We start from the raw sequence: 20,376 nt of genomic DNA, 5'->3' as shown, positions 1-20,376 counted from the left end.
ACTCTTTCGAGTAGCCTTTTTTGATGTTTGGTTGCGGGAGCCGGATTTGAACCGACGACCTTCGGGTTATGAGCCCGACGAGCTACCAGACTGCTCCATCCCGCGTCTGTGGGCGGCATTCTACAGTCCAGCGCCGAGGTGTCAACCGTTAATGCGGCAATGGCTCAAATAAGTCCGAATTATTCATAAATCAATGCGTTGCAGCGCTTCGATGATCGTTCCCACGCTCCGCGTGGGAATGCATCCCGTGACGCTCTGCGTCAACATTGCGCAAAAAGCAGGACGCGGAGCGTCCAGGGCGGCGTTACCACGCGGAGCGTGGGAACGATCAAAAATACACGCGCACAAAAAAGGCCACTCTTTCGAGTAGCCTTTTTTGATGTTTGGTTGCGGGAGCCGGATTTGAACCGACGACCTTCGGGTTATGAGCCCGACGAGCTACCAGACTGCTCCATCCCGCGTCTGTGTGTCGGCATTCTACAGAGGAACGCGAGTGTGTCAACCCTAAAATCGAACAAAAGCGCTTGTGGTTCAATTGGTTAGCTCTCCAAGGCAGGTGTCGAAAGGGCTCCGAGCCAGTCAGGCCAGGGCTTCCAGCTCTATTGGAAGGTTGAATTCGATTGAGAAAACCAATTCATCTGGGATATTTCCTACCGCTCGGACGGAAGATTCAAACTACTGGTGCTATATACAGGGGTGAATGCGATACTGGCCACCCGTTGATTCACACCCCGTTTATATGACGCAGCGCAAAATCATCCACGTCGACTGTGATTGCTTCTACGCCGCCATCGAGATGCGCGACGACCCGAGCCTGGCGCAAAAGCCCCTGGCTGTCGGTGGCTCGGCGGACCGGCGCGGGGTGATTGCTACGTGCAATTACGAAGCGCGGGCTTACGGGGTGCGCTCGGCGATGTCATCGCGTCACGCATTGAAGCTGTGCCCGGACCTGACGATCGTCAAGCCGCGTATGGATGCCTATAAAGAAGCGTCGAAGGAAATCCAGACGATCTTTCGCGACTACACCGACCTGATCGAGCCGTTGTCGCTGGATGAAGCCTACCTCGACGTCTCCGACAGCCCGCACTTTGGCGGCAGCGCCACGCGCATCGCCCAGGACATTCGCCGGCGTGTGTCCAATCAGTTGCACATCACCGTGTCCGCCGGCGTTGCGCCCAACAAGTTTCTGGCTAAGATCGCCAGCGACTGGAAGAAACCCAACGGCCTGTTTGTGATTACCCCGGACCAGGTCGAAGAGTTCGTCTCGCAGTTGCGGGTGAGTAAATTGCACGGTGTGGGCAAAGTCACCGCCGACAAGCTGGCGCGCCTGGGCATTGAAGATTGCCTGCAACTGCGCGAGTGGAACAAGCTGGCACTGGTGCGCGAATTCGGCAGTTTCGGTGAGCGTCTCTGGAGTCTTGCCCGTGGGATCGATGACCGCGTGGTGCAGAACGACAGCCGGCGGCAATCCATCAGTGTGGAAAATACCTACGATGTGGACTTGCCGGATCTTTCAAGCTGCCTGGCCAAGCTGCCCGAGTTGCTGGAAACCCTGGCGGGGCGCATGGCGCGTATCGACAGCAGCTACCGGGCAGGCAAGCCGTTCGTGAAGGTCAAGTTTCATGACTTTACCCAGACCACTCTGGAGCAGGCCGGGGCAGGGCGGGATCTGGAGAGTTATGAACAGCTGATGACCCAGGCATTTAACCGTGGGGGTAAGCCGGTGCGGTTGCTGGGGATTGGGGTGAGGTTGCTGGATTTGAGCAGCGGTAATGAACAGCTCGAGTTTTCCTGGTAGAACCCAGGGTGCCCCTGTAGGAGCGAGCTTGCTCGCGAAAAACGTCAACGATAACGCGTGTTTCCTGGAAGAACGCGGTGCCTGTGAGTTTTTCGCGAGCAAGCTCGCTCCTACAAAAACAGCCTGGGATCAGCGCGCGCCAGGATCTGCGACGAGTCGCCCCGCATCCTTGGCCAATGCCTGCAAAAACTCCTGCTGCAATTCCGGATCGTTGCGCGTCAGTTCAATCAGGCTTTGCTCCAGTTCGCTGGCTTCTTCTTCCAGGCCCAGCTCCGAGAGGCGCTTGACCCGGTGCACCCACTGATTGACCTCGTCGTCTTCCAAATCGTCATAGATCAGGCCATGGGCTTCCAGCAATTTGCCGCGCAGGGTGTTGCTGACCGCCAGGGTCGAATCCGTGTGCACATCGTCCTGGCCGTCTTCCACGCTGATTTTCAAGGTGGTGATGCGGTTCAGGTCCTGCTCGGCAAACGGACTGTCCAACAGGTTCAGGCGCAGCACGCCGTCGCGGTCGGTGGTCAGTTCATGGGTTTGTTTGCCGGCGGTGACCTGTACCGGGCGTTCGCTCCAGGGCAGGCTCGAATATTCCAGGCGCTTGTCACGCTGCACTTCATCGATAGCCGCGAGGTTCTGCTGCGCACGACCGTGAGATTGCACGTTCATGAACGGGTTGATGCCGTCCACGCCGTAGCTCAGCCAATCGCGCGTCATGCTCGCAGGCAGGTTGCCGAGGGCGAAGATATTCGCCACATTGGCGCCCGCGCCGGCCACCAAGGCAACGGCACCCAGTGGCATCTCATAGAGTTTGCGCCAGGGCTGGTAGGGCGTGTAGCGGTCGTAGCGCCGTGTGACTTCGAATTCGGTGACCTCGAACGTCTTCTGCTCGTGAATCCGAACCCGGCGTTGCGGCAGCTCCAGCACTTTGGGCTCGCCGACATCGATCTGCAGGCTGTGGTCGAGCAACTTTCGCTCGACCCGCTCCTCGTGCTCACTGCGTTGCGACATCTGGTTGGCGCAGCCGCTGACCAGCAGGGCGCCGCACAAGGCGGCGCCCCCCAGGGCTCTGGTGTTTCGCTTGAACATGACTTCTCTTGATCTGGTTTTCAGCGACGAATACGCGCCTGAAGGAAAGACAGCACGTCAGCCACCGGCAACGGTTGGGCTTCGGCTTCGGTCCGGCTCTTGTATTCCAGATTGCCATCGGCCAGGCCGCGGTCACTGACCACGATCCGGTGCGGGATGCCAATCAGCTCCATGTCGGCGAACTTGATGCCCGGGCTGGTTTTCTTGTCCCGGTCATCGAGCAGCACTTCAAAACCGGCGGCCGTCAGTTCGGCATACAGTTTGTCGGTGGCTTCGCGTACTTGCTCGGTTTCATAGCGCAACGGCACCAGCGCCACCTGGAACGGCGCCAGGGCGTCGCTCCAGATGATGCCTTTCTCGTCGTTGTTCTGCTCGATGGCGGCGGCGACCACACGGGAAACGCCAATGCCGTAGCAGCCCATGTCCAGGGTGATCGGCTTGCCGTTCTCGCCCAGCACTTCGCACTTCATCGCCTTGCTGTACTTGTTGCCCAGCTGGAAGATGTGCCCGACTTCGATGCCGCGCTTGATCTCCAGGGTGCCCTTGCCATCCGGGCTTGGGTCGCCGGCCACGACGTTACGCAGGTCGGCCACGGTCGGCACCGGCAGGTCGCGCTCCCAGTTCACGCCGAAGTAGTGCTTGTCGTCGATGTTCGCGCCGATACCGAAGTCGCTCATCAGCTCGACCGAACGGTCGATGATGATCGGCAGCGGCAGGTTCAGCGGGCCGAGGGAACCGGCGCCGGCGCCAATGGCGTCGCGCAGTTCGGCATCGCTGGCCATGACCAGCGGGCTGGCCACGCCAGGTTGCTGGGCCGCCTTGATTTCGTTGAGCTCGTGGTCGCCACGGATCACCAGGGCGATCAGCTTGCCTTCTTCTTCGGCGTGCACGATCAGGGTCTTGATGGTCTTTTCAATCGGCAGATTGAATTTCTCCACCAGGGCCGCGATGGTCTTGGTGTCCGGGGTATCGACCAGGCGCAGTTCTTCAGCCGGGGCTGGGCGCGAGGTTTCGCGCGGTACGGCTTCGGCTTTTTCGACGTTCGCCGCGTAGTCCGAAACATTGCTGAACGCAATGTCGTCTTCGCCGGATTCGGCCAGCACGTGGAACTCGTGGGAGCCGGCACCGCCGATGGAGCCGTTGTCCGCTTCAACCGGGCGGAATTTCAGGCCCAGGCGCGTGAAGATATTGCAGTAGGCCTGGTGCATGCGGTCGTAGGTCGCCTGCAACGACGCCTGGTCGGCGTGGAACGAATAGGCGTCCTTCATGATGAATTCACGGCCGCGCATCAAGCCGAAGCGTGGGCGGATTTCATCACGGAATTTGGTCTGGATCTGATACAGGTTCAGCGGCAATTGTTTATAGCTGCTCAACTCGTTGCGCATCAGGTCGGTGATGACTTCTTCGTGGGTCGGGCCGGCGCAGAAATCGCGGCCATGACGGTCCTTGAAGCGCAGCAGCTCGGGGCCGTACTCTTCCCAACGTCCGGATTCCTGCCACAGTTCAGCCGGTTGGGTGCTCGGCATCAACACTTCCAGAGAGCCGGCGGCGTTCATTTCTTCACGAACGATGGCTTCGACCTTGCGCATCACCTTCAAGCCCATGGGCAGCCAGGTGTACAGGCCCGAGGCCAGTTTGCGGATCATGCCGGCGCGCAGCATCAACTGATGGCTGATCACAACCGCGTCGGAAGGCGTTTCTTTCTGTGTGGCGAGCAAATATTGACTGGTACGCATGGTAGGCCGTTGTCGGTTGCTTGGACTTGAAATGACTTGGGATTGTACGGGCGGTTGCCGCTGGAGTACAGGCGTGACATTGCCGGGGATCTGACCGGCTATAGAAGTTCCAAATGTGGGAGGGGGCTTGCCCCCGATAGCAATGTGTCAGCTACAAGATACTCGGCTGTTCCACCGCAATCGGGGGCAAGCCCCCTCCCACATTTCAGTCTTCTGCAGGGGGATTCAACCGGGCGCGCCGGTTTTCCTGGAACCAGTGCAGCGCAATCAGGAACAGCGTCGGCACTCCCATCAGGCAGGTGATCATGAAGAAGTTGTGATAGCCGAACTTCTCCACCATCACCCCCGAATACCCGCCGATCAGGCGCGGCAGCAACAGCATGATCGAGCTGAGCAGGGCGTATTGGGTGGCGGAGAACTTGAGGTTGGTCAGGCTCGACAGGTAAGCGACGAACGCCGATGTGGCCAGGCCCGAGCTGAAGTTATCCAGGGAAATGGTGACGATCAGCATCTGCAGGTCGGGGCCCATGTCGGCGAGCATCACGAACAACAGATTGGTGCCGGCCGAGGCCACGCCGCCGATGAACAGGATCGGCAGGATCCCGAACCGTACGATCAACAGGCCACCCATGCCGGCGCCGACCAGGGTCATGATCAGGCCGAAGATCTTGCTGACTCCGGCGATCTGGTCCTTGGTAAAACCCTGGTCGATATAGAACACGTTGGCCATCACGCCCATGACCGTATCGGACATGCGGTAGGTGGCGATCAAGCCGAGCAGCAGCAACGCTTGCCAGCGGTAGCGCAGGATGAAGTCGTTGACCGGCGTCAGCACCGGCGCCAGGCCACGTCGGCCCATGGCCGAGAGACACATTGCAGTCAGCAGGATATAGAGGATGGCGCGCAGGAACGCGCGGTCTTCCATCAGTAATTCCCACAGGCTCACGCCCTGGAACAGCACGCTGGCGAAGTCAGTGTTGTAGAGCTGGGTAAACATCGCCGGCACCGACACCAGCAGCACGATCAGCACGAACACCGACACCAGCTGATGCGCGAAGCTGTAGCGCCCGGCCTGCAACTGGGTGCGCAGCGGCACGTTGGGTTCGCGCATGAACAGCGTGGTGAGCAGCGCCGGGACCATCAGCACGCCGAACAGCACATAGGTGCCGGTCCAGGCCGAATGTTTATAGTTGAAACCGGTGGAACCGAAGCCCTCGGCAAAGAACAGCGCACCGGCCGTGGCGAGCAGGGCGGCGATGCGATAACCGGACATATAACTGGCGGCCAGGGCCGCCTGGCGGCTGTCGTCGGCGATTTCCAGGCGATAGGCATCGACGGCGATGTCCTGGGTGGCCGACGCGAAGGCCACGACGACGGCAATGGCGATCAGCCAGGACAAGTGTTTTTGCGGGTCACAAAAGCCCATGCCGATCAATCCGAGGATCACCAGCGACTGGGCGAGCACCAGCCAGGAACGTCGGCGCCCGAGTTTTCCGAGCAATGGCAGGCGCCATTGGTCGAGCAGCGGCGACCAGACCCATTTGAAGGCGTAGGCCAGCCCGATCAGGCTTGCATAACCGATGGTCTCGCGGGCAACGCCGGCTTCGCGCAGCCACACCGACAGCGTCGAGAACACCAACATATAAGGCAGGCCGGCAGCGAAACCGAGCAACAACAGCACTAACGTCGAGGGGCTGGCATAGGCGGCGAGCGCGGCGCGCCAGGTTTTACGGGGCATGGGCTGGAGTCTGCCTCAGATTTGCGGAAACAAAGCGCGCACTCTAACCGCTGTGCTCTACCGGACGCCAGCCATGGCGCTGAATATCAACACGATTGTTCAGGATGGTGACGCCTTCGCTGCGTAAACGCGCACGTTGCTCGTCACCGGATGCACTGCCCGGCGGCAGGCTTATCCGACCACCGGCACCCAGCACACGGTGCCAGGGCAATCGGGTATCGGCGGGAAGCTGGCTCAAGGTGCGCCCGACCCAGCGCGCGGCGCGGCCCAGGCCTGCCAGGTGAGCCAACTCGCCATAACTGACCACGCAACCTGGCGGTACTTGCGCCAGCGTCAGGTAAAGCGCGGTGCGGCGCCTTTCGGCGGGGCTTTGCGGGGTGTCGGCGGGTTCATTCACTGTGAGGCTATCCGTTTGGAACGTCGGTGTTTTGTAAGAAACGTCTGTAAACTTGCCGTTGAGAATTGAACTCAATATAAATAGTTGAGTCAGTTCAGGCTATCTAACACGATAGCGTCTTCTTTTCGCCAACCCCGAGCCCCGTATCCGCTTATGTTGTCCAGAACCCTGCTGTGCCTTGCTGTCCTCAGTGCTTCCACGCCCTTGCTCGCCGATACCGTCTGGTTGAAGAACGGTGACCGCCTGACCGGCAAGATCAAAGTCTTCGACGGCGGCAAGCTGCTGATCCAGACCAGCTACGGCGGGGCGATCCCGGTGGACTGGAAGCAGGTGAAAACCCTGGAGAGTGATCAGGAGTTGCTGGTCAAGCAGGACGCCTATGACGGTGAAAAGGCCAAGTCCCTCAAGCCTGCAGAGGATGGCAAAGTCGTGCTGGCCAATGGCGAAGCGCCCAAGACCGTGGAGTTGGCCAGCATTCAGCAGATCCTCAAGCCCAAGCCTGTGATCGAAGACCTGGTCTGGAAGGGCAACGTCGACCTGGCGCTGGACTACAAGCGCGCCGACAAAGACACCAACGACTACGACATCGACTTCAAGACCTCGGCTCGTCACGGCCAGTGGCGCCATACGGGCAAGGGCGAATATAACCGCGAGTTCCAGGACGACGTCACCACCACCGACAACTGGGCCCTGGAATACGACCTCGACCGCTTCTTCACCGAGCACTGGTTCTGGCAGGGCCGCCTGACCTACAAGCGCGACAAGGTCGAAGACCTGGCACGCCAACGTACCGTCGGTACGGGCCCTGGTTATCAGTTCTGGGACGATGAACTGGGCGCGTTCTCCCTGGGCTCGCTGGTCAACCGCACCGATTACGAATACGCCGATGGCGGCAAGGACAACTTCTACTCCCTGGCCATGAAGTGGAACTACAACCGCTACCTGGTGGGCAAGACCGTCGAGTTCTTCACCAACGGCGAGGTGGGCAAGCCGCTGGACGGTCCGGCCGAGTATTCCCTGGATGCCGAGATGGGCCTGCGCTACAAAGTCACCGAATGGGCGTCGCTCAATCTCAAGGCTGAGCGCGATGTCATCAGCGGCGACTCCGACAGCAGCTTGAGCAAGACCCGCTACACCGCAGGCTTTGGCGTGGCCTGGTAAAGCGGCATCGAGCACTCTGGCAACCTGCGCGGATATTGATTACCTTGTGTTGAGATCCATTCCCATATGCCATGGGCGGCGGGACAACCCAGGAGTCATACATTGAGCGCGCACGTTGCCAGGAACGCCCGAGAGCTGTTGCTCAAGGAATACCGTGGGGCCTTGGCCACACTGTCCAAAGCCATGCCCGGTTTTCCCTTCGGTTCGGTCGTGCCGTACTGCCTCGACGAACACGGCCAGCCGCTGATCCTGATCAGTCGCATCGCCCAGCACACGCACAATTTGCAGAAGGACCCCAAGTGTTCGTTGCTGGTCGGGGAGCGCGAAGCCGACGATGTGCAGGCCGTCGGGCGCCTGACCTACCTGGCTGAAGCCCACAAGCTGGAAGACGCCGCCGCCATCGAAGCCGCCGCCGAGCGCTACTACCGCTACTTCCCTGACTCGGCCAATTACCACCAGGCCCACGATTTCGATTTCTGGGTGCTCAAGCCGGTGCGCCACCGTTATATCGGTGGGTTTGGCGCGATCCACTGGGTCGATCAACTGACCCTGGCCAATCCGTTCGCGGGCAAGGCTGAGCGCAGCATGATCGAACACATGAACAGCGATCACGCCAAGGCCATCGCCCATTATGTCGACCTCGCCGGTTTGCCGACGACCGAGCCTGCGCAATTGGCCGGTATCGACAGCGAAGGCATGCACCTGCGCATTGGCCAGTCCCTGCACTGGCTGCCGTTTGCCGAGTCTTGCAACACGCCGACACAAGTACGCGAAGCCCTGGTTTCATTGGCTCACGCGCAGACCTGGCCGAAAAAATCAGACATTAGCGCTTGAATTCACGAAAAGGCGACGTCATCTAGGGTGAACTAGCAAGGCATTCTTGCGTTGAGGAACCATTTGATGCGCCCTTTTTTGTTGCTTTTTCTATTGTTCCCGGTGCTGGAGCTGTTCGTATTCGTTCAAGTCAGCGGTGCGATCGGATTTTTCCCGGCACTGTTACTGATCATTCTCGGCTCGATGCTCGGCGTCCTGGTGCTGCGCGTCGCCGGCCTGGCGACCGCCCTGCGCGCCCGTGAAAGCCTGAACCGCGGTGAGCTGCCCGCCCAGACCATGCTCGAAGGCCTGATGATGGCCCTGGCCGGTGGCCTGTTGATCCTGCCGGGCTTTATCAGCGACGTGGTCGGTCTGGTGATGCTGCTGCCGGTTACGCGCAAACTGCTGGCCGGCAAGATGCGCCAGCGTGCCGAAGAAGCGGCCGTGCGCCAGCGCGCATTTGCCGACGACCTGCAACCCCGTGGCGGCCCGGCCCCGCGCCAGCCTCTGGGGCGAGAAGGTGATGTGATCGAAGGCGAATTCGAACACCGCGACAGTAAATAACCGCTTCACCGGCACGGCATCTTCGGGTGCGGTGTTGCCTTCTTCCCTGAGCAAAACACAAAAAAATTCATTCGCTGCCCCTTGTAATAAGCCTGGCCGCCCTTATGTAACGGTCACCGCAAGGTTTCTGGTGGTGACACTAGACAGACTTCCGCGGTTCGCCCTGCGAGCCGCGACCGGCACCGCCGGAATTTAACCCGCCGGAATTGATACCGGCCGATGAAACATACAATTAGGAGAGATCGACAATGAGCAAGCTTCGTCCTCTGCACGACCGCGTCGTCATCCGTCGCAGCGAAGAAGAAAAGAAAACCGCCGGTGGGATCGTCCTGCCAGGTTCGGCTGCTGAAAAAGCCAACCACGGCGTGATCGTCGCTGCTGGCCCAGGCAAGACCCTGGAAAACGGTGAAGTACGTGCGCTGGCCGTGAAAGTGGGTGACAAGGTTGTTTTCGGCCCTTACTCCGGCAGCAACACTGTGAAAGTCGACGGCGAAGACCTGCTGGTAATGGCTGAGAACGAAATTCTCGCTGTACTGGAAGGCTGATTCCCCGCTCATTTTCCCGTTACTACAAAGTATTTAAGGAATATCGATCATGGCTGCTAAAGAAGTTAAATTCGGCGATTCCGCCCGCAAGAAAATGCTCACCGGTGTCAACGTCCTGGCTGATGCAGTAAAAGCGACCCTGGGCCCGAAAGGCCGTAACGTGATCATCGAGAAGAGCTTCGGCGCTCCGACCATCACCAAGGACGGCGTTTCCGTAGCCAAGGAAATCGAGCTCGAAGACCGTTTCGAAAACATGGGCGCGCAGCTGGTCAAAGACGTTGCCTCCCGTGCCAACGATGACGCCGGCGACGGCACCACCACCGCGACCGTGCTGGCCCAGGCCATCGTCAACGAAGGCTACAAAGCCGTCGCTGCCGGCATGAACCCGATGGACCTCAAGCGCGGCATCGACAAGGCGACCATCGCCATTGTTGCCGAGCTGAAAAACCTGTCCAAGCCATGCGCCGACACCAAGGCTATCGCTCAGGTAGGCACCATCTCCGCCAACTCCGACAGCTCCATCGGCGACATCATTGCCGAAGCCATGGAAAAAGTCGGTAAAGAAGGCGTGATCACCGTTGAAGAAGGCTCGGGCCTGGAAAACGAACTGTCGGTTGTAGAAGGCATGCAGTTCGACCGTGGCTACCTGTCCCCGTACTTCGTCAACAAGCCGGACACCATGGTTGCCGAGCTGGACAGCCCGCTGATCCTGCTGGTCGACAAAAAGATCTCCAACATCCGCGAAATGCTGCCAGTGCTGGAAGCCGTCGCCAAAGCCGGCCGCCCACTTCTGATCGTTTCCGAAGACGTTGAAGGCGAAGCCCTGGCGACCCTGGTTGTGAACAACATGCGTGGCATCGTCAAAGTCGCAGCCGTCAAGGCTCCAGGCTTCGGCGACCGTCGCAAGGCCATGCTGCAGGACATCGCCGTATTGACCGGCGGTACCGTTATCTCCGAAGAGATCGGCCTGAGCCTGGAAAGCGCCACCCTGGAAAACCTGGGTAGCGCCAAGCGCGTGACCATCTCCAAGGAAAACACCATCATCGTTGACGGTGCTGGCGTTGAAGGCGACATCGAATCGCGTATCGCCCAGATCCGCGCCCAGGTGGCCGAGACTTCCTCGGACTACGACCGTGAAAAACTGCAAGAGCGTCTGGCCAAGCTGTCCGGCGGCGTTGCAGTGATCAAGGTTGGCGCCGGTTCCGAAGTTGAAATGAAAGAGAAGAAGGCCCGCGTTGAAGACGCCCTGCACGCAACCCGTGCAGCCGTTGAAGAAGGCGTGGTACCTGGCGGTGGCGTTGCGCTGATCCGTGCTCTGGAAGCCCTGACCAATCTGACCGGCGACAACGCTGACCAGAATGTCGGTATCGCTGTACTGCGCCGTGCTGTTGAAGCACCGCTGCGCCAGATCGCTGCCAACTCCGGCGACGAACCAAGCGTTGTGGTCAACGAAGTCAAGAACGGCAAGGGTAACTACGGTTACAACGCTGCGACTGGCGTCTACGGCGACATGATCGAAATGGGCATCCTGGATCCAACCAAGGTGACTCGTTCCGCGCTGCAGGCAGCTGCTTCCATCGGCGGTCTGATCCTGACCACCGAAGCGGCCATCGCCGACAAGCCAAAGGCTGAAGGCGCAGGTGGCGGCGGTATGCCAGACATGGGCGGCATGGGTGGCATGGGCGGCATGATGTAAGCCAGCCTTACCCGGCTACTGAAAAACCCCGCCAGCAGTGATGCTGGCGGGGTTTTTTATGGCGCCGGTTTTATCATTCAGCCCATGGCACGCCGTCGCAGCAGCTTCTTGAGTATCATCCCCCGCGCGAACATCAACGGCGCGCGCAGCACATAGGCCATGGTGCCCTGCGCAGCAGCTTCAGACAGTGGCTGATATTCAGACAGGTGCGTGGGCTTTTTTTGAAGCGCCGGGCTGGGCCGCTCCCAATGCCCGGACATGACGACCATGCCCGGCAGCTTGAGGGTATTGGCATAATAATCATGGGACCTCAACGAGCGGCGTTGCAGGTTGTCCCAGATGTTATTCAACCAAGGCGGATTATCAGGGCTGATCATCGCGCTGACGCCCGGTGCGGCGATGAACACTGGATCGTCAGGGGCTTCGTCAAGTGGTCTGCCATCTACCCGGTAGCTGCCGTTGAACGCCGCCGGTGGCGTCACCGCAGTCATGGCAGGAGAGCAACGGGGTAAAACCGCGCCCGTCACGAGGCATAGCGACAGCATCAGGGCAAGCGCGGATTTCTTGGTGAAACACATGAAAGGGCTCTCCGACCTGGTTCAGGCGCAGAGGTTACAAGCTATCGCAAAGCTCTACTGTCACCGGCTGTAACGCCCCAGTCATTGCGGGCGCAGCGGCAGGACCAGGCTCACGCGTGCGCCGCCCAGCGGGCTGCGAGTCACTGACAGTTCGCCACGCAGCCACTGGGTGGCGCGTTTTGCCAGCGCAAGACCGAGGCCGAAGCCGCCGGGTTCATCGCCGCCCATGGCCAGCCGGACAAAGGGTTCGAAGATTTTTTCGCGGTTCTCCGCGACCACGCCCGGGCCGTCATCGTCGACATGCAGTACCAGATGATGCGGGTCATGGTACGCCGCACTGACACGCACCTGATCGCGAGCGTAGGTGACGGCATTGCTCAACAGGTTGCGCACAATCAGATGCAACAAGGCGCGGTCACCGATCAACTCCAGGTGCAATGGCTCGATTTCCAGGCTCAGCCGACGATGGTGCCCGTCAAGCAGGGCAAACTCCTGATGCAACCAGTCACGGATGGGGATCGGCTCATAGTGCAGGTCGCTCGGCGCGCCGGCCATCCGCGCAAAGGCCAGGCTGGCGCGAACCAGGGCTTCGAGTTCCTCGACATCAATTTGCAGGCGTTTCTCCAGGCGGTTGCGTGTGGCGGCGTCTTCACTCTTGCCGAGCAACGTCAAGGCGAAGCGCATGCGCGCCAGTGGCGTGCGCAGTTCGTGGGACACGGCCTGGGAGACTTCGCGATGGCGCTCGCCCATGGCGGTGATGTGTTGCGCATGTTGTTGCAGGGTGTGCAGCAACGGCGTCCATTCCTTGCCCATGGCCGGCAGCAGGGCATTGGGCGTATAGGCCAGTTCACCCAGGCAGCCATTGAGCGTATCAAGGTCGAGGCTGCGCTGGCGGCGTGTGCGCAGGCTGATCCAGAGCAGCAGCACTAAAGGCAAGGCGGCGACGCAGGCCGTCACCCAATATACCGGAAATGTCAGCAGGTCCTTGACCTCGGCGGTGCCCCATAGCGGGCCGAATTGGATGGCTGTTTCGTCGTCGAAGGGGAAGTAAGTCATGTCTTCATCGCTGTTTTGCGCGGGTTGCTGATGCTTCAACATGATCAACGCTTCCGGTGGCATCTCGACATCCTTCAGCTTTATCAGGGCCACCGGGTATTGGAAGCGTTCGCGCAGCGTCTGCATGCGCGCCTCGCGTTGATCGGCAGGCAAGGTTTTGAGTTGTTCCGCCACCAGGTAGCCTGGCCCCGCCATCAAGCGCAAAAAGCTGTACTCACCCACATACACGGCGGTATTGGCACACAGCCATAACAGATAAAAGGTCAAGCCGGCCCAGCCTGCTCCGGCCACCAGTGCCATCCAGGGTTTGAACTTACTCGACATGTTGACCGCCCTGAGGAATTTCGACAAACAGATAGCCTTGTGCGGTGATGGTTTGGATAGTCACGGGGCACGCCAGGCTCATGAGCTTTTTACGCAAGCGCGAAACGCGCATATCGACAGAGCGATTGAGCCCGTCGTACTCCAGGCCGCGCAGGCTTTGAAGCAGTTTCTCCCGTGTGAGCAACACGCCGCTGTGCCGGGCGAAAATCGCGAGCAGTTCGAACTCGGCGACCGAGAACTGCAAGGGCTGCTCGTCGAGCCAGGCGAAATGGCTATTGAGCTCCAGCCGAAAGCTGTGCCACTGGTAAAACGCCCGTGGCGCCTGCGGGTGGCGGCGCAGTAACGAGCGGATTCTGGCCAGCAGCAGCAGCGGGTCGACCGGCTTGACCACATAGTCGTCCGCCCCGGCATTGAACCCGGTCAATTGCTCGGCGTTTTCATCCAGCGAGGTCATCATCAGGATCAAGCCGCAATACTGCGCGCGGATCTGCCGGCACAGGGAGAAACCGTCAAGGCCGGGCAACATCACGTCCAGAATCAATAATGCCGGCTGCTCGTCGACAATGCGTTGCGCCGCGCGGTCACCACGGTGTTCCACCGCAACGGTAAAACCTTCCGCACGCAGGAACTCGGCCGTCAATGCGGCCAATGGGCGATCATCTTCGATCAACAAGAGAGTGTCGGACATGAGCGGGCGTCGTTGCAGGAAAGGACGCAAGTGTTACGCCCTTGCCTGGCGTCAGGCAAGGGCTGCGTAGGGCCGTCAGCGTGTGCTGATGGCCGGTGTCGTGTCCTTGGGCGCTTTCCAGCTCAGCAGTTGCTGCTTGTACCCATAACTAGCCGCTTGGTAGTAGGTGATCGCCCGTTGGATCAACGGGTCGTCGCTGCCGACGCGCAGTTCCTGGCTCTCGCCCAGCGCCTGGTCATGGCGACGCAGGCCCTTGCGTGGGCTGAGGATGGCGAGGTTGGTGCCGTCAAACAGACCCAGGTGTTGGTAATTGCCGAGCACTACGCGCGGTGGCAGCGGGTTGTCCTGCAACAGATTGCGGCCGAAGAAGGTCGATTCGTAGCTCAGGTTGATCAATCCCAACAGTGTGGGCGCCAGGTCGATCTGGCTGGCCAGTTGCGCAGTTTCCCGGGCCTCGATCAGCTTCGGCGCATAGATAAACAGGGGGATCTGGTAGTTGGCGATGGGCAGGTCTTCCTTGCCTGCGCTGCCGGCCGTGTGGTCGGCGACGAACACGAAGATGGTGTTATCGAACCATGGCTTCTGGCGCGCAGCGTCGAGGAATTGACCGATGGCGTAATCGGTGTACTTCACCGCGCCGTCGCGGCCGTTGCCGGATTTGATATCGATACGCCCGTCCGGGTAGGTGTAGGGGCGATGGTTGGAGGTGGTCATCAACTGCAACAGGAACGGCTGCTGGCGGGCGTAATCGGCATCGGCCAAGTTCAGGGTTTGTCGGTAGAGATCTTCGTCGGCCATGCCCCAGGCGTTTTTAAACGAAATTTGCGACTCGGGCACGCTGCTCTGGTCCACCACGCGATAACCGTTGCCACTGAAAAACGCGTTCATGTTGTCGAAGTAACCGCGTCCGCCGTAGACAAACACGCTGTCGTAGCCAACGGCGCCGAGCTGCTGCCCCAGGCTGGCGAAACCGCTTTCGCGGCCGATGCGCTTGACGATAGAGCGCCCGGGCGTAGGTGGAATCGCCAGGGTAATGGCCTCCAGGCCACGGTCGGTACGGGTGCCGGTGGCGTAGAAGTTATTGAAGTACAGGCTCTGTTGGCGCAGCGCATCGAGGTTGGGCGTGAGATTGCGCTCGTCACCGTTGCTGCCCATGTATTTGGCACTGAAGCTTTCGATGGTGACCAGCACGATATTGGGTTTGCGCAGCGTGCCGGGGTGGGTGATAGCGCGACGGATATCGAGTGGGTCCTGGCCGATGAAGCGCGCGTTGGGTTCACTGAGTTCGGCGCGCAATTGCTTGGCGACAACGTCAGTTGGCAGGCTTTTGTAGAACTGGGTGTAGTCCAGTTCGTTGTTACGAAATGCGGCAAAGAACTGATAGGGACCATTGCTGGCCAGTTCGTTGTTGTAGGCGTTGCCGCCCTGGGTGCGCGGGTGGTCCTGGCTGATCAATTGCAGGCTGATGCCGGCGACTGCCAGCAAGGCCAGGGCATTGACCAGGCGGCCACGCATTGCCGGTAACGGCGCGGCCATCGCGGCGTTGAAGGGCCTGCGCAGGACCACGCTCAGGATCAGTGCGAGCATTGCCAGCAGACTGAGCAGCTTGCCGATCGGGTAGGACTCCAGCAGGTTGTTCAAGACCTCGTCGGAGTACACCAGGTAATCAACGGCGATGAAGTTGAAGCGCACGCCGAACTCATCCCAGAACAGCCATTCAGCCACCGCAGTGAACAGCATCGCAAACAGGCTTGCGCTGAAGAGCACTTGCAGGAGCCAGCGATGCCCACGGCGACGCCACAGCGCGGGTGGGCACAGCAACACGTACAGCCCCAGCGGCAATGCCGCATAAGCCAGGAACCCCAGGTCGTAGAGCAAACCCACGCCAAATACCGGCAGCAGGTTGCCGCCGACTTCATCCAGGTGAGTCACCAGCAGCACGCTGCGGGTGAGCAGGAAAATAACCAGCCAGGTACCGGTTACCAACAACAGATAGCGCATAGGCGCTGTTTTGGGGAATCCCATGTGCAACTTCCTTTTATCGATGGGCGCGATGTTCACGCTGACGCTGTCGTCAGTGTGTGAAGCGATAGTGAAAAACTCGTTCAGCTGGCTAATCAGTTGAAAAGCTTTATCGACCGGCCCGGCAGGCCTATCCCTGAACTGCACTTGGCCTTAAGCTGCGCGAGCCAACACGGCTGTTACCGCGTACGGAGCACTGCCCATGCGAATTTTATTGGTTGAAGACAACCGCGATATTCTGGCCAATCTGGCCGATTACCTAGGGCTCAAAGGCTACACAGTGGATTGTGCCCAGGACGGCCTGTCGGGCCTGCACTTGGCGGCTACCGAGCATTACGACTTGATCGTGCTCGACATCATGCTGCCGGGCATCGATGGCTACACCCTGTGCAAACGCCTGCGCGAAGATGCACGCCGCGACACACCGGTGATCATGCTGACCGCCCGTGACCAGTTGGACGACCGGCTGCAGGGCTTCAAGTCCGGCGCCGATGACTACCTGCTCAAGCCGTTCGCCTTGTCGGAGCTGGCCGCTCGCATCGAAGCGGTGCTGCGCCGTGCCCAGGGGGGTGGGCGTCGTGCCCTGCAAGTGGGCGACCTCAATTATGACCTGGATACGCTGGAGGTGACCCGCGAAGGGCGCCTGCTCAAACTCAACCCGGTCGGCCTGAAGTTGCTGGCGGTGTTGATGCAGAAAAGCCCCCACGTATTGCGTCGGGAAATCCTCGAAGAAGCCTTGTGGGGCGATGATTGCCCGGACAGCGACAGCCTGCGCAGCCACGTCCACCAATTGCGTCAAGTGATCGACAAACCCTTCGCCAAGCCGTTGCTGCAAACGGTACACGGTGTAGGTTATCGCCTGGCCGAGGGCCGTGATGGAGTTTAAGCAAAGCCTTGCCCAACGGATCATCATCGCCTTTGCCTTGATGAGCGCGTTGGTCGCGGGGGCCTTCGCCATGGGCATTGTCGCGACCGTGCACCTGGTGGAAGAGAAGTTGATTTCAGCGGGCCTGGGCGGCGACTTGCAACGTCTGCTGTTGATGGACAGCATGGAAGACTGGCGACATCGGCCCGAGCCTGACCAGTTGTTCTATTTCAGCGGCGGCCCCGGCGATTTCGAGTTGCCCAAGGATTTGCGGCATCTGGACCCGGGCTTTCATGAAGTATTTCGCGAGTCGCTGTCCTACCACGCCATGGTCGAAGTGATCGACGGCCGACGTTACGTGCTGCTGCAGGACCAAAGCGATTTCGAAGAACGCGAGCGGGTGCTGTTTGCCGTGGTGCTGGTGGGTTTCGTGCTCAGCCTGGCACTGGCGGTGTTCCTGGGTTGGGTGCTGGCGCGCAAGGTGATGGCGCCGGTGGTGCGCCTGGCCCGCCAGGTGCGCCATCGCGACCAGTTGCTGGGGCTTGCGCCACCGTTGGCACCGGACTACGCGGCCGACGAAGTGGGCGAATTGGCCGTGGCGTTCGACGCCACCCTGGGCCGCTTGCGCCAGGCGCTGTCTCGCGAACAGTTGTTTACCAGCGATGTCAGCCATGAATTGCGTACACCCTTGATGGTGTTGGCCAGTTCCTGCGAGTTGCTGCTGGAGAATCCGGCCATCGATCAACGCGGGCGCAACCAGGTCCAGCGCATCGCCCGGGCCTGTGAAGAGATGCGCGAACTGGTGCAGACCTTCCTGATGCTGGCCCGCGCCAAGCATGACGATGCCGCCATGTCGGCCCAGGTGAATCTGACCCAGGTTGCCGAGGACCTGCTCGGTATCTGGCGCGGGCCCATCGAGCAAAAGGGCCTTGAGTTGATCTACTGCCCCGGCGACCCGCTGGATACACGCTACAACACGACGTTCCTGCATGCGGTGATGGGCAATCTGTTGCGCAATGCACTGCATTACACCGAGCAAGGGTTTATCCGCCTGACCCTGGAACCGAGCGGCTTTGTGGTGGAGGACACGGGTGTGGGCATCCCGGAAGACAAGCGTGAAGCGATGTTCGAGCCGTTCGTGCGTGGCAGCGAGAAGCGCGGCGAGGGTCTGGGGCTGGGCTTGTCGCTGGTGCAGCGTATCTGTGAGAGCCAGGGCTGGAGCGTGACCCTGAGCACCATGGAGCCCAACGGCTGCCGTTTTCATGTCGAACTGGGTCAAGTCAAAACCTGACCGAACAGTCTGTCATTTTGCTGCTGCACGACGCCTGCTTTTCGGCGAAGATGGCCCCATGCTACTGAATGTTTCTGTAAAGTCTTGAAATGTATGGGATTGGACAGGACAAGTTTTTCACAACGAGTTGACCTGTTGATCACAGTTCGCTGCTTAGGGTGTAGGCATCAGTTACCGGAGACGTAAGATGCCTTCCCCGATCAAGTTGGAATTCTCAGAAAAGTACGACGATCAACACGCGCGGCAATATTTGCTCAAGCACCAGGACAATCTGGCTCGCCGGTTGTCCCACAAGCGCGATGAGCAACTGGCGCGCGGTGCGCTGGCCATGGCCGGTGAACCGGGCCTGGTGCTGGACCTGCCGTGTGGTGCCGGGCGCTTTTGGCCATTGCTGGCCGAGAAACCCAATCGTGTGATCATCGGGGCCGACAATTCGGCGTCGATGTTGAAGGTCGCCACGGTGGCCCAACCGGCAGAAGTCGTCAAACGGGTACGCCCTTTGCAGACATCTGCCTTTGATATCGATTTGCCAGATAACTCGGTCGACAGTATTTTCTGCATGCGCTTGATGCACCACATCGGTGACCCGGCGCACAGGATGACAATACTTCGGGAGTTTCAGCGGGTTAGCCGTGACAGCGTGATTATCTCGCTGTGGGTCGATGGCAATTTCAAGGCCTGGAAACGCAGGCGCGCCGAGGTACGGCGTCGTAAGAAAGGTGAGCAGGAAGGTTACCAAAACCGGTTTGTGTTACCGGCTGCTACTGTCGAGGCAGAATTCGAGCAGGCCGGTTTCCGGGTTCAGGAATCCCTGGACTTCATGCCGCTCTACGCCATGTGGCGAGTCTATGTATTGCGCAAGAGGTAACAGGATGGCAGTTGAGTGCGTAGTCGGCAGTCATATAGCTCCCGAAGAACGATTTGATTTTTTCTGGCGTCAGCAGGGCGAGTGGGTGGAAGAACCCAATCGTCGGCGTGGCGGTGAAAGTGGCGTACAGCGGGTGATCAGTCCCAATGGGCGATTGCTCTATTGCAAACGCCAGACTGGCCATATCTACCGCAGTTGGTTGCATCCGTTTGGACGTCCGACCGTGCTGCGCGAGCGTGATGCCCTCAAGGGCCTGCGCCTGCTGGATGTACGCGTGCCGGAGTTGGTGTTCTGCGAGGCGCGACGCGACCCCCAGCATCAGTGGAAAGCGTTGCTGGTCACCGCGTCGCTGGACGGTTTCGACGAGATCGAAAACTGGTACGCCGCCGGTGGCCGTGAGCAATACGGCGAGGCGGTCCACGAGCGCTTGCTCGAGGAATTGGCCGGCACCCTGGCGCGCATGCACAAAGGCCGCTGGCAGCACGGTTGCCTGTATATCAAGCACATCTTCGTTCGGGTAACGGGCGAGGGCGATGGGGTGAACGTTGAAGTGGCGCTGCTGGACTTTGAAAAATGCCGCCAGCGTTTGACCGCTTATCGGGCCGCCTCCCATGACATGCTGCAATTGCGCCGCCATTCGTCGTGGAACGATACCGACTGGAAAAAACTCAGCTACTTTTACGAGACGGCGTTTGGCAGCGCTATCAAGGGTTTAACCAGATGAAGCTAGAAATAGCACGAGGTTTGTTCCTGGTCGGGGCGTTGGCGGTTACGGCCCTGGCCCTGGCGGCATGGGAACAGCCTCGCACACAGGTACTCAGTGCGACGCAAGGCGGCGGGCAATGCCTGCTGCCACGTGTGGCCAAGGTCAGTGTGGCGGCCAAACCCGATCATGAGTTGCTGTTATTCATGTTCGGGATGTCTCAAGCGATGAGGCCGCAGAGTTGAAACGATTAAAACCCCGCAAAAGGCCTCGCAGTGCGAGGCCTTTTTTTGTGCGCTATCGGGTCAGTTGATCGTTCCCTCGCTCCGCGTGGGAATGCATCCCGTGACGCTCCGCGTCACCATTATGAAAGTGCCGGATTTTGTGCTGAAAGCAGGACGCGGAGCGTCCAGGGCGGCATTCCCACGCAGAGCGTGGGAACGATCATGT

Annotated in this window: 19 protein-coding genes and 2 tRNA genes; 11 read left to right on the top strand and 10 right to left on the bottom strand. The window is 59.9% G+C overall.

All coding sequences use genetic code 11. The features are described 5' to 3' along the window. Positions 1 to 28: 28 nt before the first annotated feature. Positions 29 to 105 (bottom strand) — tRNA-Met (locus tag J1G34_RS21875). Positions 106 to 384: 279 nt separating this feature from the next. Further along, positions 385 to 461, bottom strand: a tRNA-Met gene (locus J1G34_RS21870). 278 nt (positions 462 to 739) lie between these two features. Here J1G34_RS21870 and dinB point away from each other — a divergent pair. Then, positions 740 to 1,798 carry a DNA polymerase IV gene (gene dinB, locus J1G34_RS21865; protein WP_065895127.1) on the top strand — a complete coding sequence of 353 codons (1,059 nt, stop codon included), beginning with the start codon at positions 740 to 742 and terminating at the stop codon, positions 1,796 to 1,798. Positions 1,799 to 1,927: 129 nt separating this feature from the next. Here the strand turns inward: dinB and J1G34_RS21860 are convergent, their stop codons facing one another. The 4 genes from J1G34_RS21860 to J1G34_RS21845 form a co-directional block, all read right to left on the bottom strand. After that, complete coding sequence (locus tag J1G34_RS21860) at positions 1,928 to 2,881, bottom strand: hypothetical protein (RefSeq protein ID WP_065887536.1); 954 nt, start codon at positions 2,879 to 2,881, stop codon at positions 1,928 to 1,930. A 20-nt stretch (positions 2,882 to 2,901) separates the two neighbouring features. Continuing rightward, complete coding sequence (locus tag J1G34_RS21855) at positions 2,902 to 4,617, bottom strand: proline--tRNA ligase (RefSeq protein ID WP_065895125.1); 1,716 nt, start codon at positions 4,615 to 4,617, stop codon at positions 2,902 to 2,904. 205 nt (positions 4,618 to 4,822) lie between these two features. Continuing rightward, positions 4,823 to 6,355, bottom strand: coding sequence for an AmpG family muropeptide MFS transporter (locus J1G34_RS21850; protein ID WP_065895124.1), 1,533 nt, complete (start codon positions 6,353 to 6,355; stop codon positions 4,823 to 4,825). Positions 6,356 to 6,398: 43 nt separating this feature from the next. Next, a complete protein-coding gene (locus J1G34_RS21845; RefSeq protein WP_065936640.1) occupies positions 6,399 to 6,752 on the bottom strand; it encodes an MGMT family protein in 354 nt (117 codons plus the stop codon). Between the two features lie 153 nt (positions 6,753 to 6,905). On the opposite strand from J1G34_RS21845, the gene J1G34_RS21840 reads away from it, so the two are divergent. The 5 genes from J1G34_RS21840 to groL all read left to right on the top strand — a co-directional run bounded on the left by J1G34_RS21840 (position 6,906) and on the right by groL (position 11,531). Further along, on the top strand, positions 6,906 to 7,913 hold the full coding sequence (locus tag J1G34_RS21840; RefSeq protein WP_065895122.1) for a DUF481 domain-containing protein: 1,008 nt from the start codon (positions 6,906 to 6,908) through the stop codon (positions 7,911 to 7,913). 102 nt (positions 7,914 to 8,015) lie between these two features. After that, on the top strand, positions 8,016 to 8,747 hold the full coding sequence (locus J1G34_RS21835; RefSeq protein WP_065896368.1) for a HugZ family pyridoxamine 5'-phosphate oxidase: 732 nt from the start codon (positions 8,016 to 8,018) through the stop codon (positions 8,745 to 8,747). 66 nt (positions 8,748 to 8,813) lie between these two features. Next, a complete protein-coding gene (locus J1G34_RS21830) occupies positions 8,814 to 9,290 on the top strand; it encodes an FxsA family protein (RefSeq protein WP_065887542.1) in 477 nt (158 codons plus the stop codon). Between the two features lie 248 nt (positions 9,291 to 9,538). Next, the gene (locus J1G34_RS21825) at positions 9,539 to 9,835 is read left to right on the top strand and encodes a co-chaperone GroES (protein ID WP_017846112.1); all 297 of its coding nucleotides are present in this window, start codon (positions 9,539 to 9,541) and stop codon (positions 9,833 to 9,835) included. 49 nt (positions 9,836 to 9,884) lie between these two features. Next, positions 9,885 to 11,531, top strand: a complete 1,647-nt coding sequence (groL, locus tag J1G34_RS21820; RefSeq protein WP_065887544.1) for a chaperonin GroEL — start codon at positions 9,885 to 9,887, stop codon at positions 11,529 to 11,531. A 77-nt stretch (positions 11,532 to 11,608) separates the two neighbouring features. Here the strand turns inward: groL and J1G34_RS21815 are convergent, their stop codons facing one another. The 4 genes from J1G34_RS21815 to J1G34_RS21800 all read right to left on the bottom strand — a co-directional run bounded on the left by J1G34_RS21815 (position 11,609) and on the right by J1G34_RS21800 (position 16,202). Then, the gene (locus J1G34_RS21815) at positions 11,609 to 12,109 is read right to left on the bottom strand and encodes a hypothetical protein (protein WP_130138691.1); all 501 of its coding nucleotides are present in this window, start codon (positions 12,107 to 12,109) and stop codon (positions 11,609 to 11,611) included. Positions 12,110 to 12,190: 81 nt separating this feature from the next. Continuing rightward, positions 12,191 to 13,489: a sensor histidine kinase gene (locus J1G34_RS21810; protein ID WP_222994620.1), complete on the bottom strand. Its 1,299-nt coding sequence runs from the start codon at positions 13,487 to 13,489 to the stop codon at positions 12,191 to 12,193. After that, the gene (locus J1G34_RS21805) at positions 13,479 to 14,177 is read right to left on the bottom strand and encodes a response regulator (RefSeq protein ID WP_122483753.1); all 699 of its coding nucleotides are present in this window, start codon (positions 14,175 to 14,177) and stop codon (positions 13,479 to 13,481) included. The genes J1G34_RS21810 and J1G34_RS21805 overlap by 11 nt, the downstream gene beginning before the upstream one ends. Before the next feature lie 75 nt (positions 14,178 to 14,252). Further along, entirely contained in the window at positions 14,253 to 16,202 is a 1,950-nt protein-coding gene (locus J1G34_RS21800) for an LTA synthase family protein (protein WP_065895117.1), read from the bottom strand. Positions 16,203 to 16,401: 199 nt separating this feature from the next. Between J1G34_RS21800 and colR the strand changes: the two genes are divergently transcribed. The 5 genes from colR to J1G34_RS21775 all read left to right on the top strand — a co-directional run bounded on the left by colR (position 16,402) and on the right by J1G34_RS21775 (position 20,171). After that, complete coding sequence (colR, locus tag J1G34_RS21795; protein ID WP_003208587.1) at positions 16,402 to 17,085, top strand: two-component system response regulator ColR; 684 nt, start codon at positions 16,402 to 16,404, stop codon at positions 17,083 to 17,085. Next, the gene (locus J1G34_RS21790) at positions 17,075 to 18,355 is read left to right on the top strand and encodes a sensor histidine kinase (RefSeq protein WP_065895116.1); all 1,281 of its coding nucleotides are present in this window, start codon (positions 17,075 to 17,077) and stop codon (positions 18,353 to 18,355) included. The genes colR and J1G34_RS21790 overlap by 11 nt, the downstream gene beginning before the upstream one ends. Before the next feature lie 187 nt (positions 18,356 to 18,542). Beyond that, positions 18,543 to 19,223 carry a class I SAM-dependent methyltransferase gene (locus tag J1G34_RS21785; protein ID WP_065887550.1) on the top strand — a complete coding sequence of 227 codons (681 nt, stop codon included), beginning with the start codon at positions 18,543 to 18,545 and terminating at the stop codon, positions 19,221 to 19,223. 4 nt (positions 19,224 to 19,227) lie between these two features. Next, on the top strand, positions 19,228 to 19,947 hold the full coding sequence (locus J1G34_RS21780; RefSeq protein WP_065887551.1) for a lipopolysaccharide kinase InaA family protein: 720 nt from the start codon (positions 19,228 to 19,230) through the stop codon (positions 19,945 to 19,947). Continuing rightward, on the top strand, positions 19,944 to 20,171 hold the full coding sequence (locus J1G34_RS21775) for a hypothetical protein (protein ID WP_065887552.1): 228 nt from the start codon (positions 19,944 to 19,946) through the stop codon (positions 20,169 to 20,171). The genes J1G34_RS21780 and J1G34_RS21775 overlap by 4 nt, the downstream gene beginning before the upstream one ends. Positions 20,172 to 20,376: the final 205 nt, after the last annotated feature.

It is taken from the genome of Pseudomonas sp. Wu6, assembly GCF_019891515.1.
Classification (GTDB): Bacteria; Pseudomonadota; Gammaproteobacteria; order Pseudomonadales; family Pseudomonadaceae; genus Aquipseudomonas; species Aquipseudomonas orientalis_A.
Note: the sequence above shows the minus strand (reverse complement) of the source record. Positions and strands in the feature narration are given on the sequence as shown.